Below are 23,046 nucleotides of genomic sequence, written 5' to 3'. Positions count from 1 at the left end.
CTAACGAAGACAAACATATTTGTAAGAAGACAAACATAATTGTCCGAAGACAAACATATTTGTCATTCATCAACCAGGGCGACCAGCGCCCCGCCCCTCACTCCACCGTAACGGACTTAGCAAGATTCCTGGGCTTATCCACATCCGTGCCCCTCGCACAAGCCGTGTGATAAGCCAGCAACTGCAACGGTACCACGTGCAGAATCGGCGACAGCAAGCCATAGTGCTCCGGCATCCGGATCACATGCAGCCCTTCATCATTCACGATCCTCGTATCCGCATCCGCGAACACATACAGCTGGCCGCCGCGCGCCCGCACCTCCTGAATATTCGACTTCAGCTTTTCCAGCAGCGCGTCATTCGGCGCCACCGTCACAACCGGCATGGCTTCAGTCACGAGCGCCAACGGCCCATGCTTCAGCTCGCCGGCCGGATACGCTTCCGCGTGAATATAGGAAATCTCCTTGAGCTTCAACGCGCCTTCAAGCGCGATCGGGTAATGCAACCCACGCCCGAGGAACAACGCATGCTCCTTGCGCGAAAACTCTTCCGACCATGCGATGATCTGCGGCTCCAGCGCCAGCACGCTATTCAACGCGGCCGGCAAGTGGCGCAGCTGCCTGAAATAATCCGCCTCCTGCGCGGCATTCACATGCCCACGCAGCTTCGCGAGCGTCACGGCCAGCACGAACAGCGCAACCAGCTGCGTCGTGAACGCCTTGGTCGACGCCACACCGATCTCGCGCCCCGCGTGCGTCAGGAACGACAACTCGGTCTGGCGCACCATCGCGCTCGTGCCCACATTGCACACCGCCAGCGTATGTTTATGCCCCAGCGACTGCGCATGCTTCAGCGCGGCCAGCGTATCCGCCGTCTCGCCCGACTGCGAAATCACCACCACCAGCGATTTCGGATTCGGCACCGACTCCCGATAGCGATACTCGCTCGCAATCTCAACCTGGGTCGGAATCTTCGCGATCGATTCAAGCCAGTACTTCGCGGTTAGCCCCGAGTAGTAGCTCGTGCCGCACGCCAGAATCAGCAGACTATCGATGTCCGCGAACACCTTGTCCGCGCCCTCGCCAAATAGCGAAGCGTCGAACGAATCGGCTTGCGGGATCGTGTCGGTGATCGCGCGCGGTTGCTCGAAAATTTCCTTTTGCATGAAGTGACGATACGGGCCGAGTTCGACCGCGCCGCCATACGCAGCAACCTGACGCACGTCGCGCTGCGCTTCGTTGCCGTCGCGATCGGCGATACGAACGCCGTCGAGCGACAGTTCGCAAACGTCGCCTTCTTCGAGGAAGATGAAGCGTTCGGTGCTGCCGGCCAGCGCCAACGCATCCGAAGCGAGAAAATTCTCGCCGTTACCCAAACCCACGACCAGCGGCGAACCTTGCCGCGCGCCGACCACCGTGTGCGGCTGATCCTTGTGCAGCACCGCGATCGCATACGCGCCGTGCAACTGCCCGACGGCCTCGCGCACGGCGGCGAACAGGTCGCCGCGATACAGGCTGTGGATCAGGTGCGCTATAACCTCTGTATCGGTCTGCGAGACGAACGCGTAACCCTTGCCCCGCAGCATTTCGCGCAATGACTCGTAGTTCTCGATGATGCCGTTGTGTACCAACGCGAGCGCATCTTTCGAGAAGATCGGGTGCGCGTTGTCCGTCACCGGCGCGCCGTGCGTCGCCCAGCGCGTGTGGGCGATCCCCGTGATGCCTTCAAGACGGCTTTCACGCACCTGCTCGTCGAGATCCGCCACGCGCGCGACGCTGCGTGCGCGGCGCGGCCCGTCGTTTCCGAGCACGGCGACGCCGCACGAGTCGTAGCCGCGATACTCGAGGCGACGCAGTCCTTCGATCAGGACGGGAACGATATTACGTTGCGCAACCGCGCCGACAATGCCACACATGGCTTAATTCCTTTTCAGTGCTGGGTTTCAGGGTGCGCGCCTCACGCGCGGCATGCCCATCAGCTTTTCTTCCTGGTCGGGCGTGCATAGCCCGTCTTGCTTGTTTGAGTCTTGTCGTTCAGGACCAGCATGTCTTCTTCGACGTCCTTCCAGACGGTCGTGCCCGCCGCGATCGTCACGCCGCGCTTCACGCGCACCGGCGCAACGAGTTGCGTATCGGAGCCGACGAACACATCATCTTCGATGATCGTGCGAAATTTGTTTGCGCCGTCGTAATTACAGGTGATGGTGCCCGCGCCGATGTTCACGCGCGCGCCGATATCCGCGTCGCCGATGTAGGTCAGGTGATTCGCCTTCGAACCGTGACCGAGCACCGCGTTTTTCACCTCGACGAAATTGCCGACGTGCGATTCGTCCTGCAAGGACGCGCCAGGACGCAGCCGCGCATACGGCCCGAGCACGACGTTCGCGCCGACTTCGGCGCCCTCGATATGCGTGAACGCATCGACGCGCGTCCCGGCTCCGATGGTCGCGTTGCGGATCACGCAGTTCGGCCCGATCGTCACGTTGTCGGCCAGCGTCACGCGGCCTTCGAACACGCAGTTGACGTCGATCGACACATCGCGCCCGCACTCAAGCGTGCCGCGCACGTCGAGCCGCGCCGGATCGGCAAGCGTGACGCCCGCGACCAGCAATGCATCGGCAACGTTGTGCTGATGTATCCGTTCGAGTTCGGCAAGCTGCTGCTTGCTGTTCACGCCGAGCGTTTCCCACACTTCGTCCGGCTGCGTGGTGACGACTTCAAGCCCTGCTTCGATTGCCAGTTCGACGGCGTCGGTCAGGTAGAACTCGCCTTGCGCATTGTCGTTCTTCAGCGACGCGAGCCAGCCGCCGAGGCGCCCGGTCGGCGCGACGATGATGCCGGTGTTGATTTCGGCGATGCCCAGTTGTTCAGGCGTCGCATCTTTCTGTTCGACGATGCGCGAAACCTTGCCCTGCGCGTCGCGCACGATACGGCCATAGCCGCTCGGGTCGTCGAGCGTAACGGTGAGGACGCCGTAGCCGCCCTGCCCCGCACGGTCGGTCAACGCCTGCAGCGTGCTGGCGCGGGTTAGCGGCACGTCGCCGTACAGCACGAGCGTGGGCACGGCAGGATCGAGCAGCGGCAGCGCCTGCTGCACTGCGTGGCCGGTGCCGAGCTGTTGCTCCTGCACGGCGAACTGGACGTCCGGCGCCGCCACGGCTTTACGCACCGCTTCGGCGCCATGGCCGATCACCACGATCAGACGCGTGGGCTTGAGCGTGCGGGCAGTGTCGATGACATGAGCGAGGAGTGGCCGGCCGGCCAGGGGATGGAGCACCTTGGGAAGCGCGGACCGCATGCGCTTACCGGTGCCTGCCGCCAAAATCACGATGTTCATGGCGTCGGCAAAGAGACGAGTTTGGAGCCGCCAATTCTATCACGCAGGTTCTGACGGCAAGGCCGCCCGCCAGGCCTTGTTACAGGCTGAAATAGCCGGAAACACCCGGTTTCCGGGCCGCGGTTTCCAGGCTATTCCGAGCCGCTCAAAGATCGTCGAACTGGACGATCGAGATCGGCTTCGATCCGTTAAGCGTTGCGCCGTCGCCGGCATCGGTCGAGCACGGTTCTTCGTCGAACGCGATATCGCCTTGCGGATCGGCCTCGCCGCTCGCGCGCAGACTGGCGAACGGGAACAGCTTGTGATCCATCAGATGCGACGGCACGATGTTCGACAATGCATTGAACATGTTCTCGACGCGGCCCGGGAAGCGCTTTTCCCAATCGCGGATCAGCGCCTTCATTTCCGCGCGCTTCAGGTTCGGCTGGCTGCCGCACAGATTGCACGGAATGATCGGAAATTCGCGCAACTCCGCGTACTTTTCCAGATCGGTCTCTTTCACATAGGCAAGCGGCCGGATCACGATATTCTTGCCGTCGTCCGATTGCAGCTTGGGCGGCATGCCCTTCAGCTTGCCGCCGTAGAACAGGTTGAGCAGCAGCGTTTGCAGGATGTCGTCGCGATGATGGCCGAGCGCGATCTTGGTCGCACCGAGCTCGCCGGCGACGCGGTACAGGATGCCGCGGCGCAGCCGCGAGCACAGCGAACAGGTGGTCTTGCCTTCCGGCACCAGCCGCTTGACGATGCTGTACGTGTCCTGGTTCTCGATGTGAAACGGGATATCGAGTTGCTTCAGGTACTCGGGCAGCACATGCTCCGGAAAGCCGGGCTGCTTCTGGTCGAGATTCACCGCAACGATGTCGAAGTTGATCGGCGCGCGTTCGCGCAACCGCATCAGGATGTCGAGCATGGCGTAGCTATCCTTGCCGCCCGACAGGCAGACCATCACCTTGTCGCCGTCCTCGATCATGTTGAAGTCGCCGATCGCCTCGCCGACCTGGCGCGCAAGCCGCTTGAACAGCTTGTTGTTCTCGTACGCTTCTTTCTGTTCGCGGCGCGTAAGCGGCGTTTTGCCCGTTGGGGCCTGCGCGGCCTCGGTGACCGCAGTGTCGTTCAGGATTTCCTGAGCATTCATGGCTCAATCCTCTTTGATACGGAAGACTTCGACGCCCACCGCGTCGCAGTCAGGATAAACGTCCGGTTTTTCGGTCGATACGCGCGCTGCCCGCACTTGCGGATGTTCGAGCATCGTCTTGACCAGGTCGTCGCAGAGCGTTTCCTGCAAGTGGATATGCCCTTGCTCGACGCGGCGCGCGATGGTCGAACGCATGAAGTCGTAGTCGACGACTTCGCGCAGTTTGTCCTCGAGCGGCGTGGACAGCGCGAGCGGCACGAACAGTTCGACGTTGATCACGACGCGCTGTTCGCCGCGCTTTTCGAAGTCGTGCACGCCGATGTTGATGTGCACTTCGTAATTGCGCAGAAAAAGCCGGCGGCAATCGGCGAGCCGGGGATGCGAAAGAGCGGCAAACATGTTCGTTCCAGTCGAAAAAAGCGTGCAGGGCACGCAAAGGGACGCTTCGCAGCGCGGCAGCCGCCATTGTCGGCAGGCTGCGCACGCTTCAGGCGCCCGTCAAAAACATTACGTCGCGCGGCAGCGGCATGAGGTGCTGCCCGCCGTCGACCACCAGCGTCGTTCCGGTGACGCCCGCTGCATCGGCGAGATACAGCGCGGCGGCGACAATATCCTCCGGCCGCGACGCGCGGCCCAAAGGCGTCGTACGGTGAGCTTCTGCAAAGCCGGCCGGCGTCTGATCGCCGGATTGCATTGTCAGACCGGGCGCGAGCCCGACCACGCGTACTTTCGGCGCCAACGCCTGCGCGAGCGCAACCGTCGCCGTCTGCAACGCCGCCTTCGACAGCGTGTACGACAGGTAATCCGGGTTCATGTTGTACAGCTTCTGGTCCAGCACATTGATCACGACGCCGCGCAGGCGTTCGTCGGCGCGCGCCGCCTCGGGCGTCGCCTCGAACAGCATACGCGCCAGCACGAGCGGCGCGCCGAGATTGATCGCCGTCAGCTTCAGGAGACGCTCGTAGCCGACGTCCTGCGCCGTATCTTCTTCGAAGCGCGACGCATTGTTGACGATACACGTCGGGCGGCCCAGCGCGGCGATACAGTCCGGCAGCAGCCGCTCGACCTGAGCCTCGTCGGCCAGTTCCGCGTGCAACGCGACTGCCCGCCGGCCCAACGCGACGATTTCCGCGACCAGATTATCGGCATCCGCGTGCGAGGCGCCGTAGTGGACGGCTACATCCCAGCCGCGCGCGGCAAAGCCGAGCGCGAGCGCCCGGCCGATGCGCCGGGCGGCGCCGGTAATCAGCACGACGCGCGGCGTTTCAGGCGCGCGGGCGGCGGCGGTGTCGAAAGAGGCGGTCATTTACAATGCGGGGATGAATCCGAAAGCTCACCAACCCGATAGTTTACCTGCTCCCGGCCCGAGCGCGCTTGCGCAGTCCGAAGCGCTGGTCGCGCAGATCCGCGCGGAGCTCGAGACCGCCGGTGGCTGGCTGCCGTTCGACCGCTACATGGAGCGCGCGCTGTACGCGCCGGGGCTCGGTTATTACAGCGGCGGCGCCCGCAAATTCGGCCGCAGCGCCGACGATGGCAGCGACTTCGTCACCGCGCCGGAACTGTCGCCGCTGTTTGCAACGACATTGGCGCGCCCGCTCGCCGAAGCCTTGCAGGCGAGCGGCACGCGCGGCGTAATGGAATTCGGCGCCGGCACGGGCAAACTGGCCGCCGGGTTGCTGAACGCGCTCGACGCGCTGGGCGTCGCGCTCGAAAGCTACTCGATCGTGGACTTGTCGGGTGAATTACGTGAGCGCCAACGCGAGACGATCGAAGCCGCCGCGCCGGCGCTGGCCGCGAAGGTACGCTGGCTCGACGCGCTGCCTGAGCGGTTCGAGGGCGTGGTAATCGGCAATGAGGTGCTGGACGCGATGCCGGTGCGGCTGTTTGCTTTTGCCGGCGGCGCCTGGCACGAGCGCGGGGTGGTTTGGCGCGATGAGGCTTTTGCCTTCGACGACCGTCCTGTTTCCGCGGCTGTGGACGGTGCGTTTCTCGCCGGGATCGAAACTGCCGGCGACGATTACGTGACAGAGACGCACGAAGCGGCGTCGGCTTTCACGCGAACCATTTGCACGATGCTGACGCGCGGCGCGGCCTTTTTCATCGACTATGGATTTCCGCGTCACGAGTATTACCATGCGCAGCGTGCGCAGGGCACGTTGATGTGCCATTACCGGCACCGGGCGCATGGTGATCCGTTTGTTTATCCTGGCTTGCAGGACATTACCGCGCACGTGGAGTTTACCGGCATCGCCGAAGCTGGGGTTGAAGCTGGGGCGGATTTGTTGGGGTTTACTTCGCAAGCACGGTTCCTGTTGAATGCTGGGATTACCGAAGCATTGTCGGAGATCGATCCTTCAGACGCGACGCGGTTTTTGCCTGCGGCGAATGCGGTGCAAAAGTTGTTGTCCGAGGCGGAGATGGGGGAGCTGTTTAAGGTGATCGCGTTTTCGCGTGGGCTGGATGACACGCTTATGGCTTTTTCGAGTGGCGACCGGTCACATACGCTTTGATTTTTTGCCTTAAGGATTCGCGATGATCCGCTGGCTGCTGACTACGTTTATTGCCGTGGCGGTGTTGTCGGCCTGCTGGCCGTGGCTCAGGAAGATCGGGATTGGGCGGATGCCCGGTGATGTGACTTTGCGCTTCTTCGGGCGCGAGTATCCTTTTCCTTTTATGTCTACTCTTGTTTTGTCGATGGTTTTGTCGCTTCTTGCTAGGGTTTTGTAGTTTTTTTTGCCTTTAGCGGCGGCATTCTTCTGTGTGCCTGCGGCGTTGGCCTTTCCTTGATTTCTTAGTGGTCTATTAGCTTCGCCCCTGTGCGGGGCAGGCACTTACTTTCTTTGCCGCCGCAAAGAAAGTAAGCAAAGAAAGCGGCTTCACACCGCTAACGCTTAAGCGGGTCCCCTGGCTTGGAGGAGGTAGTGGAGCATCTGGAATCGGTGTTCTCGCACACTCCGCGCTGGTGACAAGGCAGTCATTCTTCCGGCGGCGCTGCGCGCGCCGTGGCGGTACTTCTCAAAACCGATGGGGCGTACGCTCCTCCCGCTTCATCCTTCCCGCCTCGCACTACGTGCTCGCTGGAACGGTCTGCCAAGGAAACCAGGGGCCTCGTTTGTGCGTGATTGGGGGCCATCGGCTTCGCCTCGGCGAAGTACGCGAATGTGCGAGTGTGGACGATCTCACGGAGCGAGGAGCCGGTGCGACAGTGAGGATTGGGGTTGCAACAGTGGGTCACCGCGCCAGACAAAACGCGAGCGCCTCGGCGAGGCATGGGGGACGCAAGGGAGAGCCACCGCGCCGGGCAAAACGTTGACGCGAAATTGTCAGCCGGTTTGATGAAGTACCGCTACGGCGCGCGCAGCGCCGCCGGAAGGATGACTGCCTTGTCACTCACGCAAAATGTGCGAGAACACCGATTCCAGATGCTCCACTACCTCCTCCAAGCCAGGGGACCCGCTTAAGAATTAGCGGTGTGAAGCCGCTTTCTTTGCTTACTTTCTTTGCGGCGGCAAAGAAAGTAAGTGCCCGCCCCGCACAGGGGCGAAGCTAATAGACCACTAACAAATCAAGGAAAGGCCAACCCAGCAGGCACACAACCATAATGCGCCACGCAAGGCAAAAACCCCCAATCACGCGCCGCGCGCAAAAAAAACAACTCAAGCAATAGCCATTTCAACAGCCCGAACTCTCTCCTGATGCACAGCATCCTTAATCCCACCCGGCGAGTCAACGAGCCGCTCAGCCACGGCCCCAGCATCAACCGCACGCGCAGCCAAAAGAGCAATTCGCAAGCGCTCAGCCTGCGGATACTCCCGCATCTCAAACCCAAGCCTGCCACGACCGTCAGCCTCACAAGCCTGCAAGGCTTCCGCAAACCTCGCAGGTTTCCGAATAGCATCACTGCGCTCGAGCAACCTCACCAGCGCGGCAGCGCCCATTTCCATCACGCGATGGATATTCCCATGCTCTCGCGCGACCAGCAGCGCCAGATCGCGACACTCATTGGGCACCCGCAGCCGCTCGCATAAAGGCTTCAGTAAATCCACACTGCGCCCCTCATGCCCGATATGCTGCGGCAACACATTCTCCGGCGTCGTCGCCTTACCCAGATCATGCGTAAGAGCAGCAAATCGAACCGCCAACGCATACCCCTGCTGCGCCGCATGATCGACTACCATCATCACATGCACACCCGTATCAATCTCAGGGTGATAATCAGCCCGCTGCGGCACGCCGAATAACGCATCGATCTCCGGCAGAATCCGCGCCAACGCACCGCACTCGCGCAGCACTTCGAACATCCGCGAAGGCTTCTTCTCCATCAAGCCGCGCGACACTTCCTGCCACACGCGCTCGGCCACCAGCGCATCCACTTCGCCATCGGCGACCATCTTGCGCATCAGCGCCATCGTCTCGGACGCCACATTGACATCGACAAACCGCGCCGCGAACCGCGCAATCCGCAAAATCCGCACGGGATCTTCAAGAAACGCATCGCTGACGTGACGGAACAGCCGTGCCTGCAAATCGGCCTGGCCGTTGAACGGGTCGATCACCGGTCCGGTCAACTCGCCGTCCGGCCGCACCTCGCGCGCCATCGCATTGATCGTCAAGTCGCGGCGTGCAAGGTCTTCTTCAAGCGTGACGTCGGGCGCGTAGAAGAACTGGAAGCCGTGATAACCAGCCGCCGTCTTGCGCTCGGTGCGCGCGAGCGCGTATTCCTCGTGCGTCTGCGGATGCAGAAACACCGGAAAGTCCTTGCCGACCGGCCGGTAGCCCTGCGCAACCATCTGCTCGGGCGTCGCGCCGACCACCACGTAATCGCGGTCCTGCACCGGTACGCCCAACAACTCGTCGCGAATCGCCCCGCCTACCGCGTAGATTTTCATGGGCATTCGTCTTGATAGGGAATAGCGTGCGTTTCGCGTAGCGCGTCGTCGATCCATGCCTTCACGGCAGGCAACGCCGTCACTCGACGGACATAAGCCGCGGCGGCTTCCGATAGCGCCGGTTGCCAGGTGTTAAAGCGCATCACGACCGGTGCGTACATCGCGTCCGCAATGCTGAATTCGCCGAACAGGAACGGGCCGCCGTGCGCGTCGAGGCACTCGCGCCAGAGCGAGTCGACTCGGGCGATGTCGGCCAGAGCGCCCGGCGTCGCATTCTTGCCCGGAAATGACGCGCGAATGTTCATCCACATGTTCGAGCGCAATTCGCCGAAGCCCGAATGCATCTCAGCGCTGATGCTGCGTGCGCGTGCACGCGCCGCCGCATCGCGAGGCCATAGTGCGTGTTGGGGGAAGCGCTCAGCCAGCGCCTCGGCGATCGCGAGCGAGTCCCAGATGGACAGCCCGTCACCATCGACCAGACACGGCACCTTGCCCGCACCGGTCGGCGCGTGAGCCAGAATGGCGGCCCTCGTGCCAGGCTGGCCCAGGTGGATCAACACTTCTTCAAAGGGAATGCCGAAATGCTTCAGCAGCAGCCACGGACGCATCGACCATGACGAATAGTTCTTGTCACCGATAATCAGTTTCATGCTTCGTATCAATGGAAAGGGAAAAAAGGTTCAGTGGCCTGCGTTCGCGCGAAACGTGTTGAAGCGCGAGCGCATCGACGCGCCAGTCAAATACCCCGGCGCAATCGCCTCGATGCTGGCCGGCTCGATGCCCAGTTCAGGCGCAATCGGCCCGCTCATCACATTGTCGACTTTCATCGAATCGAGATTGTCGCGCGAGATGACCGGTTCGCCGGGCGCCATTTCAAATGTCAGCGCCTGCAAGCGCGCGAGCGCGTCCGGCAGACGGATGATTCGCGCATGGCGGCCGATCGCGTCGCCGCAATACTTGACGAGGTCTTCGAGCGCATAGACCGTGGGGCCGCCCAGTTCGTAGGTATGGCCGCTGGCTGCGTCGAGATCGAGCACGTTGACGATCGCTTTGGCAACGTCGCCGACGTACACCGGCTGGAATTTCGCATCGGGCATCGCAAGCGGAATGATCGGAAAGACGCGCTGCAGGTATGCGAACTTGTTGAGGAATTCGTCTTCCGGGCCGAACACCACGGATGGCCGGAAGATCGTCCAAGCCACGCCGGCTGCATGCACGGCCTTTTCGCCGTCGCCTTTCGAACGCGAGTACATGCTCGGTCCGTTCATGTCGGCGCCGAGCGCGCTGAGATGAATCAGCCGATGCACGCCCTTGCCTTCACAGGCCGCGACGATTTTGGTCGGCAATTCGACGTGCGCCCTCGCGAACTCAGGGCCGTACGGCTTGCCGCGTTTGCCATGCAACGTGCCGACCAGGTTGATCACGGCATCGGCATTCTCGACGAAGCGCGCGAGTTGCACCGGATCGAACACGTTGGCTTCGATCACATCAATGGGCAACAGTGTGAGATGGCGGGCGTTGTAGCGCCGACGGGTGGCGACGCGCACGTCTTTGCCCATTTCGACGAGGGCGTTGACGAGATGGCTGCCGATAAAACCGGAGCCGCCGATGATTGCAATGGCTTGATGTCGCATTTTCGACTCCCTGGCGGAAGCCGCGGCAACGGCTGGCGTGGCGCGCCGCCGCATCGAAAGATGTGGCGGCGGCACGGCGCTTACGGTGCGATATAACCCAGACGCGCCTTCAGCGATTGCGGACGGCCTTCGAACAATGCCGCGTAGTAGACCGTGTTGGACAGCACATTCTTAACGTAGTCGCGAGTTTCCTGGAACGGAATCGCCTCGGCGAAAATAGCGCCTTCCACCGGACGCTGCAACGACTCCCGCCAGTTGCGCGGACGGCCCGGCCCGGCGTTGTAACCGGCGGTTGCCAGCACGGCGGATCCGTCGAACTGATTGTAAATCATCGACAAATAGTTGGTGCCGAGCAGGATGTTGGTGTTGATATCGTTCATCTGCTCGCGCGAAATCGGACCGAGGCCGATCTTCTTCGCGACCAGTTGCGCGGTGCCCGGCATCAATTGCATCAAGCCGCTCGCGCCGACTTCCGAGCGCGCGTTCATGATGAAGCGCGATTCCTGGCGAATCAGCCCATACGCCCATTCGATATCGAGCCCGTTCGACTGCGCATCGCGCTCGACGATATCGCGGAACGGCGACAGATAGCGCAGCGAGAAATCGTGTTCGCTCTTCGTGCGGTCCGCCGTGTTGACGGTGCGGTCATACAGCTGGATACGGCGCGCGTATTCGGCGACGGCGAGCAGTTGCCGGTCGCTCATATTGCGCAACGGCCAGTTCCATTCACGATTGCCTTCCAGCCGCAGATTCAGCCCATAGAAACGCTGCGCCAGATCGAAACCCGACGTAGTGCCCGCCTGCTGGACTTCGGCATCGGTCACACTGGTTTTCGGCGGCACCGTGATCTTCTGGCCCAGCTCTTCCGCGGCAAGCTGGCCGTAGAAGTTGAAGCCCTGAGAAATCGATTCGAATTCCTGGTTTGCCTGCGTCGTGTCGCCGCCCTGCTTCAGCGCGCGCGCATGCCAATACACCCACGACGGCTGATTGCGCAGCGGCGCCGGCATCTGTTCCGTCGACCAGCGCACCATCGTCCAGTCGCCCGCGAGCAGCGCGGTACGGGTGCGCCATTCGTAGGCGGGATTCGACAGCGGCGCATTCGCGGACAGCCGATACCAGTCGAGCGCGCCCGGCATCTGCTTGGCGGCGGCCTGATAGGCAATCGTGCCCCAGCCGATCGCACGCTCGGGCGAGCTCAGCGACGGCGCCACCGACGCGAACGTGGCCGCCGCCACGGCCGGGTCGTTGCGCGCCATCCGCGTGATCGCCAGCAACGCCAGTTGATGCGACTGCGAATCGGGACCGACGCCGCGCGCCAGCAGCAACGGCGGCGTGCTAGCGGCCTGACCGAACAGCACCGGATCGGGCGCCTGGTTGCCGAGCGCGTCGACGAGCTTGCTGCCGGTATCCGTGTAGTTCTGCTCGTACGCGAGACGGATCTGCTGCCACACGTCGTCGGCGCTGAATTGCTGGTTGGCTGCCAGCACCGTGATCAGATCGACGCAGCCGTCGCCATACACTTTCGGATCGACCAGCAGCGCACGCGCCGCCTCGGCGACATTCTCGCCACGCGAGGCGCGCGATTCGAGCGCGTAGCACTTCACTTGCGTATCGTCTTTCAGCACGAAGCGCGCGTATTGCTGATCGAAGTTGCGCCAGTCGTGACGCGTACCGAGCACGGTGAGGTAGTCGTTGCGCAGGCGGTCGGCGATGGCCTGGCCGTCGTACTTCTGCAGGAACGCCAGCACCGGCGCATCGGGCGCGTCGACTCGCGCATGGCCGGTGGAATCGAACAGCTGCGGCTTGATCTGGAAATACTCCAGATAAGACGGCGCCGGATAGCTCGGGATCATGCTCGCCAACTGCGCTGCGCGCGCCGCATCGTTATTGCGGGCGGCCTCGCGAAGCTGGACGAAAATCTGGTCGTCGTTCGTGAGTTGCGAAAGGGGAACGGGCTTGACGGCGGAAGCCGTGCTGCACGCGACGAGCGCCGCGGCGGCAAGCGCCAGACCGGCCGCGCGATATACTCGGTAAAGGCTTTTTGACATCGTTGTTTCTGGAGCGCGAATTGAACCCAAGCATAGCATGCAACCCTGTCGCGAAATCGAAAAAGGCGTTGCGTAGAATGCTATTGGAAGCAAGGCTGCAAGCGGCTTCCGAGCCTGCGCACAATGTCGCGCTGAGCCGCCGCATACTCGATGCGCTCAAACGCTACAACGTGAACGGCGTGGGATTTTACTGGCCGCTGGCGGGCGAATTCGACGCACGCGCCGCGATCGCGGTCTGGCTCGCGGCGGGCGCACCGCGCGAAGCGAGTTTGCCGGTCGTCAAAGACCGCGGCGCGGCGCTCGAATTCCACGCATGGACGCCTGATACGCCGATGAAGATCGGCCATCACAAGATCGCTGAGCCGGCTTCGGGGCGTGTCGTGATTCCCGATCTGCTGTTCGTTCCTTGTGTCGGCTTTGACGAAGCCGGTTACCGGTTGGGTTACGGCGGCGGCTATTACGACCGCACGCTGGCCGCGTGGCCGGGTCCGACGAAGCCGGTCACGGTCGGCATCGCCTATGAAGCGTGCCGCATCGAAGCGCTGCAACGCGAAGCCCATGACATCCCGCTCGATATGATCGTGACCGAAGCGGGCCTTTATCCGCGCGCGGCGAATTAAACGGTCAAGCGTTCGCCGGGCGCACCGCACCCGCGCCCGGACGCAGCAGCGAAAACCCGTTATAACGACGCCGCCGCCCGCGCTGCCGTGTCGTACAGCCCGGACGCGTTGCGCATCAACTGCGCAGCCTCGCCGATCTGCTCATTGGTCAAGCCGCTTTCCTTCAGCGTCGAGATCAGGCAGCTTTCGCGCACTTCACGATACTTCAGACAGAGCTCGCGGCCCGCATCGGTCGCTGAGAAGAACACTTCCTTGCCGGTCTTTTCGCTTTTTACATACCCTCTAGCTACGAGCTTCTTCAACGCGTAGGTGGCGACGTGTGTGTCCTCGATGTTCAGCACGAAGCAGATGTCCGCCAGTTTTTTGCGGCGCTCGCGATGGCTGACGTGGTGCAGCAGCGAAACTTCGATGGCGGTCATGTCCTTATCACCGGCGGCCGACATGCAGCGCACCATCCAGCGGTTGAATGCATTGCCCGCCATGATGAGCGCGTACTCCAGTTCGGACAGTTCCGCGCTCGTCTCGGACACGAGATGTTCCGAGGAGACGATCTTGGTGGGGTGGCGCGACATGATGAAGATTCTCGAGAACAGGATGGGAAGGTGTCGCGAGTGTACGACGAGCCACCGATTCCCGGGAGCCTGGCAAAAACTCTTATTGAGAATTTGTTGATATTTTATTGATAATGTACGCTTCAAACATCGTGCACCGATGCCGACAACCATCTATAGGGGCGACGTGCCCGATTTCTCCGACTCGACCTGGGCCCGCAAGCGATGAGCCAACCAAGAATCTTTCCGCTCGGCGATGCCGCGCTCGTCTGCGAGGCGCCGCCGCCCGCGACGCTGGAATGCCAGCGGCGCGTGTGGGCGGCCGCCGAGGCCGCGCGCGACTGGCCGCATGTGCTGGAGGTCGTGCCGGGTATGAACAACCTGACGCTCGTCTTCGATCCGCTCGAAGCCGACCGCGAGACGCTCGCCGGCCAGTTGCGAGCCGCCTGGGAGGCGGGGGGCGATGCGCCCGCGCCGGGCCGCGAAGTCGAGATCCCGGTGCAGTACGGCGGTGAATTCGGCCCCGATCTGCAAGTGGTCGCCAATCACACCGGCTTGACGGTGCGGGAAGTCGTGCAGCGTCATTCGGAAGGCCAATACGTGGTGTTCTTCCTCGGCTTCCAACCGGGCTTCGCCTATCTGGGTGGGCTCGACCGGGCGCTGCACACGCCGCGCCGTTCGTCGCCGCGGATCGAAGTGCCGGCGGGTTCGGTCGGCATCGGCGGCGAGCAGACCGGTATTTATCCGGCCACTTCGCCCGGCGGCTGGCAGCTGATCGGCCGCACCGAATTGCCGCTGTTCGATCCGGCGCGCCGCCCGCCCACGCTGTTGCAACCGGGCGACCGGGTGCGCTTCACCATCGCGGGGATACACGCATGATCGATGTGATTCGCGCGGGTCTGCTGACCACGATTCAGGATCTCGGCCGTCACGGCCACCGGCATCTCGGCGTCGCGATGGGTGGTGCGCTCGACCGCCTGTCGCTCGAAGTCGGCAACCGGCTGGTCGGCAACCGGCCCGATGCCGCCGGCCTGGAAATCACCTTTGGCCCCACCGTGCTGCGCTTTCTGCGCGCCACACGCGTGGCGATCACCGGCACGGAATTCGGCGCGACACTCGACGGCAAGCCGGTTTATTCGTGGTGGAGCCTGCCGGTGCAAGCAGGCCAGGAGCTGGTGCTGCAAGCGGCCAGGCGCGGCATGCGCGGCTATGTCTGCATTGCCGGCGGCATCGACGTATTGCCGATGCTCGGCTCGCGCAGCACCGATCTCGCCGGCCATTTCGGCGGACTCGGCGGCCGGGCGCTGCGTGACGGCGACCGTCTGCCGGTCGGCGCACCGCCGCAGCGCGGCCATGTCGGCTTCAGCCCCGAAGCGCCGGAGTTCGGCGTGAAGGCGCCCGCCTGGTGCAAGTTCGTGCTGGTGCACGAGCCGCTGCGGCGCGGCCGGCATCCGTCGGGCGTGCCGTGGGCCGTGCCGATCCGCGTGCTGCAAGGACCGGAATACGACAGCTTCACGCCCGACGCTCAGGAAAGCTTCTGGTCCGATGAATGGCTCGTCACGCCGAACAGTAACCGCATGGGCTACCGCCTCGCGGGCACTGAACTGAAGCGCACCTGCAAAACCGATCTGCTGTCGCACGCGGTGCTGCCGGGCACGATCCAGGTCCCGCCCAACGGCCAGCCGATCGTGCTGATGAGCGACGCGCAAACCACTGGCGGTTATCCGAAGATCGGCGCGGTGATTCAGGCCGATCTGTGGAAGCTCGCCCAGGTTCGCCTGAACGCCGCGGTCCGCTTCATCCCGACAACGCCGTACGAGGCGCGTCAGGCCCTATTGGAAGAACGCACGTATCTGCGGCAGATCGATGCCGCGATCGCGATGCATGAAGAACGCTGCGCGCGCCAGTTGGCCGTCGCAGCGCTGTAATACTGAGCAGAGGAACATCATGGAAATCGATTTGAACGCCGACCTTGGCGAAGGCTGCGGCTCCGACGAGGCGCTGCTCGACCTCGTCAGTTCGGCAAACATCGCGTGCGGCTGGCACGCGGGCGGCGCCAACGCCATGCGCGACTGCGTGCGCTGGGCGGTGGAAAAAGGCGTGTCGATCGGCGCGCATCCAAGCTTTAACGATCCGGAAAATTTCGGCCGCAAGGAAATGGACTTGCCGGCCAACGACATTTACGCGGGCGTCCTGTATCAGCTCGGCGCGCTGTCGGCGATCGCGCAGGCCGAGGGCGGGCGCATCGCGCACGTCAAACCGCATGGCGCGCTCTACAACCAGGCCGCGCGCGACGCGAAGATCGCCGACGCGATCGTGTCCGCGGTTCATGATTTCGACCCGTCGCTGGCGGTGTTCGCGCTCGCCAACAGTGGCCTCGTGACGGCCGCACGCAACGCGGGCCTGACCGCAATCGAAGAAGTATTCGCCGACCGCGGCTATCGCGCCGACGGCTCACTGGTGCCGCGCAAGGAACCCGGCGCGCTGCTCGACGACGAAGAACTGGTGCTGAACCGCACGCTCGCGATGGTGCGCGAGCATCGCGTGCAGGCCGTCGACGGACACTGGGTGCCGCTCAACGCGCAAACCATCTGCCTGCACGGCGACGGTCCGCACGCGCTAGCATTCGCGCGGCGCATCCGCCGCGCGCTCGAAGACGCCGGCATTGAAGTTCACGCGGCCGGCGCTGCCCGCGTGTGAGCGTCGGCCAAGGCGAACCGGATAGACAGCGCGAGCCGTCCCTTGCGCAGCCCCGAACGCCTCGCGCCATGCGGGGCGTTCGCCGGATGCAGGACTCTTTGCAGTACTCGCGGTAAAGCAGCAGGTGTAAGCGCAGGTGCAGGTGTAGTCGAAGCAACGTGGCCATCAAGAGCCGCGGCAGCATGACGGCGCATGGATCACACCCGGCGCCGGCCCACGTTAGCCGCCACAAGCGGCGAGGTTGAAACCCTGTTTGGAGATCCAGATGCAGACAACCGTCAGTCTATGGCCGCTCATTGGCGTGGCCGTCATCATCACCGGCTTTTTATTACGGTTCAATCCGATGCTGATCGTGGCGGCCGCCGCGATCGCCACGGGTCTGGCCGCGCACTTTCCGCCCGAAAAGATCCTCGCTGAAATCGGCACCGGCTTTATCAAGACGCGCAATATCCCGCTGATCATCCTGCTGCCGCTCGCCGTGATCGGTCTGCTCGAACGGCATGGCCTGCGCGAGCGCGCGCAAGCGTGGATCGGCGGCATCAAGGCCGCCACCGCGGGGCGTTTGCTGATCGTCTATCTGCTGGTGCGCGAACTAACCGCGGCCGTCGGCCTGACCGGTCTCGGCGGCCATCCGCAGATGGTGCGTCCGCTGATCGCGCCGATGGCCGAAGGCGCGACCGAAACCCGCTTCGGCAAAATCAGCGATGCAGTGCGTTTCAAGCTGCGCGCGTTCTCCGCGGCGACCGACAACGTCGGCCTGTTCTTCGGCGAGGACATCTTCGTCGCCTTCGGCGCGATCGTGCTGATGACGACCTTCCTGAAAGAAGCGGGCATCGTCGTCGAGCCGATTCACGTGGCTGTCTGGGGCATTCCGACCGCGATCTGCGCGTTCATCATTCACGGCTTCCGCCTGCATCTGCTCGACCGCAAGCTCGAACGCGAGTTACGCGGCAATGCGGCGGCCAGCGCCGCTGCAATGACGCCGACGCAACCCGTCGCAGGAGACCAGGCATGACACTCACGATTACCTATCTCTTCTGGCTGCTGGGCGTGGTGCTGCTCGTTATCGGCGGCATGATCGTCACGGACAGGGCGCACCCGCGCCGCTTCACCGCCGGCGGCTTCTGGATTCTCTACGCGCTGATCTTCCTGATCGGCGACAAGCTGCCGCCCGCCGTGGTCGGTGTACTGGTGATCGTGATGGCGCTGATCGCCGGCTTCGGCGGCGTCACCGCGGCCAAGCCGAAACTGCTGTCGCTCGAAGCGCGCAAGGCCAGCGCCGCGCGCCTGCGCAACAAGCTGTTCGTGCCCGCGCTGACGATTCCGGTCATTACCGTGATCATCACGTTGTCGGCCAGCCATCTGATCTTCGGTGGCATGCCGCTGATCGAAAAGGCCAACGTCACGCTGATCGGCTTCGGGATCGGCTGCGTGATCGCGCTCGCGATTGCCTGTGTGCTGACGCGCGACACCGTCGGCCAATCGATGAAGGAAGCGCGCCGGCTGGTCGATGCATTGTCGTGGGCCGCGGTGCTGCCGCAGATGCTCGGCATGCTCGGCCTCGTCTTCTCGGACGCCGGCGTCGGCAAGGCCGTCGCGCACGTGACCACGGCCTACATCAGCCTCGACTACCGGTTTGTCGCGGTGGCCGTGTACTGCATCGGCATGGCGCTTTTCACGATGGTGATGGGCAACGGCTTCGCCGCGTTCCCGGTGATGACCGGCGGCGTCGGCGTGCCGATTCTGGTCGGCGTGTTTCACGGCAATCCGGCGGTGATGGTCGCGATCGGCATGTTCTCGGGCTACTGCGGCACGCTGATGACGCCGATGGCCGCGAACTTCAACATGGTGCCGGCTGCGCTGCTGGAGTTGCCGGATAAGAATGCGGTGATCAAGGTGCAGGTGCCGACCGCGCTGACCTTGCTGATCGTGAACATCTTCCTGTTGAATTTCCTGATGTTCATGTAGGACTGTTGCCTTTGCTGCTCGGCAGACGCCGGCGTCACGCAGGATTTCTGCGCCGCGCCGGTGACGTAGAGCGCTGCCGAACCTCACCCCGCCTCGACCACAAACCCGTGCTGCCGCAAAAGCTGCAGCACGCCTTTGCGCCCACCCAGATGCAACGCGCCGATCGCCACGAACACCGGTTTGTTCGGCGCGGCAATCAGCAGCATCCGCGACACGAAGCGCCGGTTCCGCTCATACACGATCTTGTTGTCGATCGAATCGGAGATCCGCTTGTCACGCGCCAGCTTTTCCGACTTCGCCGCCTGCCATGCCGCGATCGCGTCGGCATCGCCCACTCTCCACAGCCGATGCAAAGTCCGCACGTCGTCGACGTTTTCCGCGGGCGTCTGCACCAGGTCCTGCGCGAGCATTTCGCGCTGCTGCGCAAGTGTCAGTCCTGTGAACGCGCGCATCTGCTGCGACAAGGTTTCCAGTCCTACGATCTTGCCGCGCGTCCTGATATAGACGTTCTGCAATTGCGCTTCCGTGCCGTACTCGGTCTGCAAGCCGGCACTCAACGAATCGTAGGTTTCGACCAGCAAGGACGCGAGCCACGGCCGCATCTTCTTGATTTCATTCAGCGCGGCAGGATTGCCGCGCAATCGAAAGGCAAGCTTGCGCCACAGCGGATCGGGCAATAAACCGGGCAGGCAGTCACGCCGGCATACGCCGTATTTCGACACGTCGTCTTGCGAGACCAGCAGTTCGTCGGGTGATAGTTCGAGCGCGAGCGTCCCTGAGGCGGCGAGTGCGCCGAGGATCGGCGGGCGGAAGGGTTGCTCGGGAGGATAGTCGGCGGGGTCGCCTACGTGCAACGTGCCGAGCACGTAGATCGTGGTGGTGCCGCGCGTTGCGACATAGAACGGCATGCGTGCCGGCTGCATGCGTACCGGGCCGCTGGCCGTGGTGCCCGGCGCGGCGGGCGGCGGATTGAAGCCGGGCAAGGTAGCACGGGGCGGCGTCGGCAGATTGGGCACCGGCAATGCCGGTCGCCCCGCCTGAGCAGGCGAGTTGGCGGCTGCCCCCGCGGCGTACACCGCGACGATCGGCCCACCGGCCAGATGGAAAGCAGAACATACGCCGAAGAGCGCGGCACCCGTCAGTGCACGCGCCCTCCAGCGCCGCGCGAAAGCGGCGTAGCCGCCGTCACGCGAGCGGCGCGTAATACGACGCGCCGCCGCCACATCAGGCATCCACGTCCCCCACCTCCTCGGCGCGGTGACACGACACCTGACGGCCATCCACTTCGCGCAGCTTCGGTTCTTCGCTGCGGCACCGGTCGATCGCATACGGGCAGCGCTGATGGAACGTGCAACCCGACGGCGGATTTAGCGGCGACGGCATCTCGCCTTGCAGCTTGATCTTGATGCTGCGATCCGCTTCGAAGATCGACGGTGTTGCCGACATCAGCGCACGCGTGTACGGATGCCGCGGCTTCGAGAAAATCCGCTTCTTGTCGCCGAGCTCCGCCACGCCGCCGAAGTACATCACCATCACATCGTCGGCGATATGCTCGACCACCGACAGGTTGTGCGAGATGAACACGTAGCTGGTCTTGAACTGCTCTTGCAGATCCATGAACAGATTCAGAATCTGCGCCTGGATCGACACGTCGAGCGCGGACACCGGTTCATCGGCGACGACAATCTGCGGATCGAGAATCATCGCGCGCGCAATCGCCACACGCTGCCGCTGGCCGCCGGAGAACATATGTGGATAGCGCTTCGCATGTTCCGGACGCAGGCCGACGGTGCGCATCATCTGCGCGATCCGTTCGGCGCGTTCAGCCGAGCTCAACTGTGTGTTGATCGCAAGCGGCTCGCCGAGCGTCTGCTCGACGGTCTTGCGCGGATTGAGCGATGCGAACGGGTTCTGGAACACCATCTGAACGCGCCGGCGCAGCGCCGCGATCTTCGCGTGATCGGCGCCGGCCACATCTTCGCCGTCGATCAGCAAGCGGCCCGCTGTGGGCGCTTCGATCATCGTCAGCTGACGTGCGAGCGTCGATTTGCCGCAACCGGATTCACCGACCACCGCCAGCGTCTTGCCGCGTTCGAGCGCGAACGACACGCCGTTGAGCGCCTTCACCGTTCCCTGAGCGAACATGCCGCGCTTCACCGTGTAGTAACGCGCCAGCTTGTCGGCGACCAGCACGTGATCGCCCGCATGGTCCGACTGGCGCCGCGTTTCGAGTACCGCGTTCATCGTGCGCCTCCATGTGTGTGAACGTTGGCGTCGCCGCTCAGGTTCAGGGGTTTGATGCAGCGCACGCGCGCTACTTCAGCGTGACCTTGCATCGGCGCCAGTGCCGGTCGCGCCTTCATGCAATCGTCGACCACATACTTGCAGCGCGGTGCGAACAGGCAGCCTTTCGGCCGGTCGTCGCGCCCGGGCACCATGCCCGGCAACGCAGCGAGCCGCACTGCGCCCACATTGTGCTCGGGAATCGCCGCCAGCAACGCTTCCGTGTACGGATGGTGCGGTGCGGCGAAGATATCGGGCACGCGGTTGGTTTCGATCACTTCGCCAGCGTACATGACCGCGACGCGCTGCGCGACTTCCGACACCACGGCGAGATCGTGCGAGATCAGCACGAGCGCCATGCCGCGCTCCTTCTGCAGCTTGATCAGCAGCTCCATGATCTGCGCCTGGATCGTCACGTCGAGCGCGGTGGTCGGTTCGTCGGCGATCAGCAGCTTCGGATTGCAGGCAATCGCCATTGCGATCATCACGCGCTGGTTCATCCCGCCCGACATCTGATGCGGAAACGAGCCGATGCGATTCTTCGCATCCGGAATGCCGACCTGGTCGAGCAATTCGACCGCGCGCCTGTCCAGCTCGCTGCCGTGCAGCCCTTCGTGCAGCTTCAGCACTTCCTTGATCTGATAGCCGACCGTGTAGCTCGGATTCAGACTGGTGAGCGCGTCCTGAAACACCATCGCGATGTCTTTGCCGATGATCTTGCGGCGTTCCTTCGCCGATGCTTTCAGCAGGTTCTTGCCGTTGAAGGTGACTTCATCTGCAGTGACCTTGCCCGGCGCATCGATCAGGCCCATCAGCGCCATCATCGTCACGCTCTTGCCCGAGCCCGATTCGCCGACCACGCCGACCACTTCGCCCGGCGCGACATCGAGGTTGATGCGGTCGACTGCGGGCAGTCCGTTGAAATTCACCGCCAGATTGCGGATGGTCAATAGTTGTTCCATTCAGGCCATCCGTTTCAGTTTGGGGTCGAGTGCGTCGCGCAGCCCGTCGCCGAGCAGATTGATCGCGAGCACCGAGATCAGGATGGACAGACCCGGCATCGTGACGATCCACCAGGCGCTGTCGATGTAGTCGCGCGCCGAGGCCAGCATCGCACCCCACTCCGCCGATGGCGGCTGCACGCCGAGCCCGAGGAAGCCGAGCGCGGCCGCATCGAGAATCGCCGACGAAAAGCCCAGCGTAGCCTGCACGATTAGCGGCGCGGTGCAGTTCGGCAGCACTTGCGAGAACATCAAGCGCAGCGTGCCGGCGCCCGCGACGCGCGAAGCCGTCACGTACTCTTTCTGCAACTCGCCCTGCGCCGAAGCACGCGTGAGACGCACATAGCCCGGCAACGCGACGATCGCGATCGCCAGCATCGTATTGACGAGACCCGGACCGATGATCGCGACCACCGCGACTGCCAGCAATAGCGACGGCAACGCAAGCAGCACGTCCATGATGCGCATGATCGGCGTATCGGCCCACTTCTCGAAGAACGCCGCGATCAGACCGAGCACGATGCCCGGAATCAGCGCGAGCACCACCGAGACGAAGCCGATCCAGAACGACAGCCGCGCGCCGTACATCAGGCGCGAGAGGATGTCGCGGCCCGCTTCGTCGGTGCCGAGAATGAACTTCCAGTTGCCGCCGTCGAGCCACGCGGGCGGAATCTTCACGAAGTCGCGGTACTGTTCGATCGGGCTGTGCGGCGCGATCAACGGCGCGAAGATCGCGACGAAGATCAGCACCAGCACGACGATGCCGGCGCTGACAGCGCCACGGTTACGCGAGAAATTCGCCCAGAATTCGCGGGCGGCGATGGCGCGGCCACTGGGGGGAGTGACGGCCTGGGGGACGGTGTTTTGAATATCAGCCATGT

22 protein-coding genes are annotated in these 23,046 nt (G+C 63.3%); 8 read left to right on the top strand and 14 right to left on the bottom strand.

The window, feature by feature from the left end; genetic code table 11:
* Positions 1-97: 97 nt before the first annotated feature.
* The 5 genes from glmS to WN982_RS00915 all read right to left on the bottom strand — a co-directional run bounded on the left by glmS (position 98) and on the right by WN982_RS00915 (position 5,777).
* Entirely contained in the window at positions 98-1,915 is a 1,818-nt protein-coding gene (gene glmS / locus WN982_RS00935) for a glutamine--fructose-6-phosphate transaminase (isomerizing) (RefSeq protein ID WP_341314003.1), read from the bottom strand.
* 59 nt (positions 1,916-1,974) lie between these two features.
* Positions 1,975-3,336, bottom strand: coding sequence for a bifunctional UDP-N-acetylglucosamine diphosphorylase/glucosamine-1-phosphate N-acetyltransferase GlmU (glmU, locus tag WN982_RS00930; protein WP_341314002.1), 1,362 nt, complete (start codon positions 3,334-3,336; stop codon positions 1,975-1,977).
* A 145-nt stretch (positions 3,337-3,481) separates the two neighbouring features.
* Positions 3,482-4,471 carry a tRNA 2-thiocytidine(32) synthetase TtcA gene (gene ttcA / locus WN982_RS00925; RefSeq protein WP_341314001.1) on the bottom strand — a complete coding sequence of 330 codons (990 nt, stop codon included), beginning with the start codon at positions 4,469-4,471 and terminating at the stop codon, positions 3,482-3,484.
* 3 nt (positions 4,472-4,474) lie between these two features.
* Positions 4,475-4,870, bottom strand: a complete 396-nt coding sequence (locus WN982_RS00920; protein ID WP_341314000.1) for a dihydroneopterin aldolase — start codon at positions 4,868-4,870, stop codon at positions 4,475-4,477.
* An 88-nt stretch (positions 4,871-4,958) separates the two neighbouring features.
* A complete protein-coding gene (locus tag WN982_RS00915; protein ID WP_341313999.1) occupies positions 4,959-5,777 on the bottom strand; it encodes an SDR family oxidoreductase in 819 nt (272 codons plus the stop codon).
* 13 nt (positions 5,778-5,790) lie between these two features.
* Between WN982_RS00915 and WN982_RS00910 the strand changes: the two genes are divergently transcribed.
* A complete protein-coding gene (locus tag WN982_RS00910) occupies positions 5,791-6,981 on the top strand; it encodes an SAM-dependent methyltransferase (protein ID WP_341313998.1) in 1,191 nt (396 codons plus the stop codon).
* A 22-nt stretch (positions 6,982-7,003) separates the two neighbouring features.
* A complete protein-coding gene (locus WN982_RS00905) occupies positions 7,004-7,198 on the top strand; it encodes a DUF2905 domain-containing protein (protein WP_341313997.1) in 195 nt (64 codons plus the stop codon).
* Between the two features lie 929 nt (positions 7,199-8,127).
* Here WN982_RS00905 and WN982_RS00900 read toward each other — a convergent pair.
* The 4 genes from WN982_RS00900 to WN982_RS00885 form a co-directional block, all read right to left on the bottom strand.
* Entirely contained in the window at positions 8,128-9,360 is a 1,233-nt protein-coding gene (locus tag WN982_RS00900; protein ID WP_341313996.1) for a multifunctional CCA addition/repair protein, read from the bottom strand.
* On the bottom strand, positions 9,357-10,010 hold the full coding sequence (locus WN982_RS00895) for a glutathione S-transferase family protein (RefSeq protein ID WP_341313995.1): 654 nt from the start codon (positions 10,008-10,010) through the stop codon (positions 9,357-9,359). The genes WN982_RS00900 and WN982_RS00895 overlap by 4 nt, the downstream gene beginning before the upstream one ends.
* A gap of 30 nt (positions 10,011-10,040) precedes the next feature.
* Positions 10,041-10,994: a complex I NDUFA9 subunit family protein gene (locus tag WN982_RS00890; protein WP_341313994.1), complete on the bottom strand. Its 954-nt coding sequence runs from the start codon at positions 10,992-10,994 to the stop codon at positions 10,041-10,043.
* A gap of 80 nt (positions 10,995-11,074) precedes the next feature.
* Positions 11,075-13,042, bottom strand: a complete 1,968-nt coding sequence (locus WN982_RS00885) for a transglycosylase SLT domain-containing protein (protein ID WP_341313993.1) — start codon at positions 13,040-13,042, stop codon at positions 11,075-11,077.
* Positions 13,043-13,119: 77 nt separating this feature from the next.
* Between WN982_RS00885 and WN982_RS00880 the strand changes: the two genes are divergently transcribed.
* On the top strand, positions 13,120-13,662 hold the full coding sequence (locus WN982_RS00880) for a 5-formyltetrahydrofolate cyclo-ligase (RefSeq protein WP_341313992.1): 543 nt from the start codon (positions 13,120-13,122) through the stop codon (positions 13,660-13,662).
* Positions 13,663-13,721: 59 nt separating this feature from the next.
* On the opposite strand, the gene WN982_RS00875 is transcribed toward WN982_RS00880, so the two are convergent.
* A complete protein-coding gene (locus WN982_RS00875; protein WP_095417993.1) occupies positions 13,722-14,234 on the bottom strand; it encodes a winged helix DNA-binding protein in 513 nt (170 codons plus the stop codon).
* 204 nt (positions 14,235-14,438) lie between these two features.
* Here WN982_RS00875 and pxpB point away from each other — a divergent pair, with 204 nt between their 5' ends.
* From pxpB to WN982_RS00850, 5 genes are all read left to right on the top strand, one after another.
* Positions 14,439-15,092: a 5-oxoprolinase subunit PxpB gene (gene pxpB / locus WN982_RS00870; protein ID WP_341313991.1), complete on the top strand. Its 654-nt coding sequence runs from the start codon at positions 14,439-14,441 to the stop codon at positions 15,090-15,092.
* Positions 15,089-16,141, top strand: a complete 1,053-nt coding sequence (locus WN982_RS00865; RefSeq protein WP_341313990.1) for a biotin-dependent carboxyltransferase family protein — start codon at positions 15,089-15,091, stop codon at positions 16,139-16,141. The genes pxpB and WN982_RS00865 overlap by 4 nt, the downstream gene beginning before the upstream one ends.
* A gap of 19 nt (positions 16,142-16,160) precedes the next feature.
* The gene (pxpA, locus tag WN982_RS00860) at positions 16,161-16,913 is read left to right on the top strand and encodes a 5-oxoprolinase subunit PxpA (RefSeq protein WP_341313989.1); all 753 of its coding nucleotides are present in this window, start codon (positions 16,161-16,163) and stop codon (positions 16,911-16,913) included.
* Positions 16,914-17,178: 265 nt separating this feature from the next.
* Positions 17,179-17,928 (top strand): DUF969 domain-containing protein, encoded by a 750-nt coding sequence (locus tag WN982_RS00855; RefSeq protein WP_341313988.1) that lies wholly within the window; start codon positions 17,179-17,181, stop codon positions 17,926-17,928.
* Positions 17,925-18,881, top strand: a complete 957-nt coding sequence (locus tag WN982_RS00850; RefSeq protein ID WP_341313987.1) for a DUF979 domain-containing protein — start codon at positions 17,925-17,927, stop codon at positions 18,879-18,881. Before WN982_RS00855 ends, WN982_RS00850 begins: the two co-directional genes overlap by 4 nt.
* A gap of 83 nt (positions 18,882-18,964) precedes the next feature.
* Here WN982_RS00850 and WN982_RS00845 read toward each other — a convergent pair whose 3' ends face one another.
* Genes WN982_RS00845 through WN982_RS00830 form a run of 4 tightly spaced genes read right to left on the bottom strand, consistent with a single transcriptional unit; the run spans position 18,965 to position 23,044 of the window.
* A complete protein-coding gene (locus tag WN982_RS00845) occupies positions 18,965-20,113 on the bottom strand; it encodes a TraB/GumN family protein (RefSeq protein ID WP_341313986.1) in 1,149 nt (382 codons plus the stop codon).
* Complete coding sequence (locus WN982_RS00840; RefSeq protein ID WP_341313985.1) at positions 20,106-21,125, bottom strand: peptide ABC transporter ATP-binding protein; 1,020 nt, start codon at positions 21,123-21,125, stop codon at positions 20,106-20,108. The genes WN982_RS00845 and WN982_RS00840 overlap by 8 nt, the downstream gene beginning before the upstream one ends.
* Positions 21,122-22,126 carry an ABC transporter ATP-binding protein gene (locus WN982_RS00835; protein ID WP_341313984.1) on the bottom strand — a complete coding sequence of 335 codons (1,005 nt, stop codon included), beginning with the start codon at positions 22,124-22,126 and terminating at the stop codon, positions 21,122-21,124. The genes WN982_RS00840 and WN982_RS00835 overlap by 4 nt, the downstream gene beginning before the upstream one ends.
* On the bottom strand, positions 22,127-23,044 hold the full coding sequence (locus tag WN982_RS00830) for an ABC transporter permease subunit (RefSeq protein ID WP_341313983.1): 918 nt from the start codon (positions 23,042-23,044) through the stop codon (positions 22,127-22,129). It lies immediately after the preceding gene.
* Positions 23,045-23,046 lie beyond the last annotated feature (2 nt).

Source organism: Paraburkholderia sp. IMGN_8, assembly GCF_038050405.1.
GTDB lineage: Bacteria > Pseudomonadota > Gammaproteobacteria > Burkholderiales > Burkholderiaceae > Paraburkholderia.
Note: the sequence above shows the minus strand (reverse complement) of the source record. Positions and strands in the feature narration are given on the sequence as shown.

Coding starts and splice junctions, on each gene's coding strand:
- pxpA (WP_341313989.1), top strand. CDS start 16,161: ATGGAAATCGATTTGAACGCCGACCTTGGCGAAGGCTGCGGCTCCGAC.
- WN982_RS00915 (WP_341313999.1), bottom strand. CDS start 5,777: ATGACCGCCTCTTTCGACACCGCCGCCGCCCGCGCGCCTGAAACGCCG.
- WN982_RS00865 (WP_341313990.1), top strand. CDS start 15,089: ATGATCGATGTGATTCGCGCGGGTCTGCTGACCACGATTCAGGATCTC.
- WN982_RS00885 (WP_341313993.1), bottom strand. CDS start 13,042: ATGTCAAAAAGCCTTTACCGAGTATATCGCGCGGCCGGTCTGGCGCTT.
- WN982_RS00830 (WP_341313983.1), bottom strand. CDS start 23,044: ATGGCTGATATTCAAAACACCGTCCCCCAGGCCGTCACTCCCCCCAGT.
- WN982_RS00900 (WP_341313996.1), bottom strand. CDS start 9,360: ATGAAAATCTACGCGGTAGGCGGGGCGATTCGCGACGAGTTGTTGGGC.
- glmU (WP_341314002.1), bottom strand. CDS start 3,336: ATGAACATCGTGATTTTGGCGGCAGGCACCGGTAAGCGCATGCGGTCC.
- WN982_RS00875 (WP_095417993.1), bottom strand. CDS start 14,234: ATGTCGCGCCACCCCACCAAGATCGTCTCCTCGGAACATCTCGTGTCC.
- WN982_RS00850 (WP_341313987.1), top strand. CDS start 17,925: ATGACACTCACGATTACCTATCTCTTCTGGCTGCTGGGCGTGGTGCTG.
- WN982_RS00840 (WP_341313985.1), bottom strand. CDS start 21,125: ATGAACGCGGTACTCGAAACGCGGCGCCAGTCGGACCATGCGGGCGAT.
- ttcA (WP_341314001.1), bottom strand. CDS start 4,471: ATGAATGCTCAGGAAATCCTGAACGACACTGCGGTCACCGAGGCCGCG.
- WN982_RS00835 (WP_341313984.1), bottom strand. CDS start 22,126: ATGGAACAACTATTGACCATCCGCAATCTGGCGGTGAATTTCAACGGA.
- WN982_RS00890 (WP_341313994.1), bottom strand. CDS start 10,994: ATGCGACATCAAGCCATTGCAATCATCGGCGGCTCCGGTTTTATCGGC.
- WN982_RS00845 (WP_341313986.1), bottom strand. CDS start 20,113: ATGCCTGATGTGGCGGCGGCGCGTCGTATTACGCGCCGCTCGCGTGAC.
- WN982_RS00880 (WP_341313992.1), top strand. CDS start 13,120: ATGCTATTGGAAGCAAGGCTGCAAGCGGCTTCCGAGCCTGCGCACAAT.
- WN982_RS00855 (WP_341313988.1), top strand. CDS start 17,179: ATGCAGACAACCGTCAGTCTATGGCCGCTCATTGGCGTGGCCGTCATC.
- WN982_RS00895 (WP_341313995.1), bottom strand. CDS start 10,010: ATGAAACTGATTATCGGTGACAAGAACTATTCGTCATGGTCGATGCGT.
- WN982_RS00910 (WP_341313998.1), top strand. CDS start 5,791: ATGAATCCGAAAGCTCACCAACCCGATAGTTTACCTGCTCCCGGCCCG.
- WN982_RS00905 (WP_341313997.1), top strand. CDS start 7,004: ATGATCCGCTGGCTGCTGACTACGTTTATTGCCGTGGCGGTGTTGTCG.
- pxpB (WP_341313991.1), top strand. CDS start 14,439: ATGAGCCAACCAAGAATCTTTCCGCTCGGCGATGCCGCGCTCGTCTGC.
- glmS (WP_341314003.1), bottom strand. CDS start 1,915: ATGTGTGGCATTGTCGGCGCGGTTGCGCAACGTAATATCGTTCCCGTC.
- WN982_RS00920 (WP_341314000.1), bottom strand. CDS start 4,870: ATGTTTGCCGCTCTTTCGCATCCCCGGCTCGCCGATTGCCGCCGGCTT.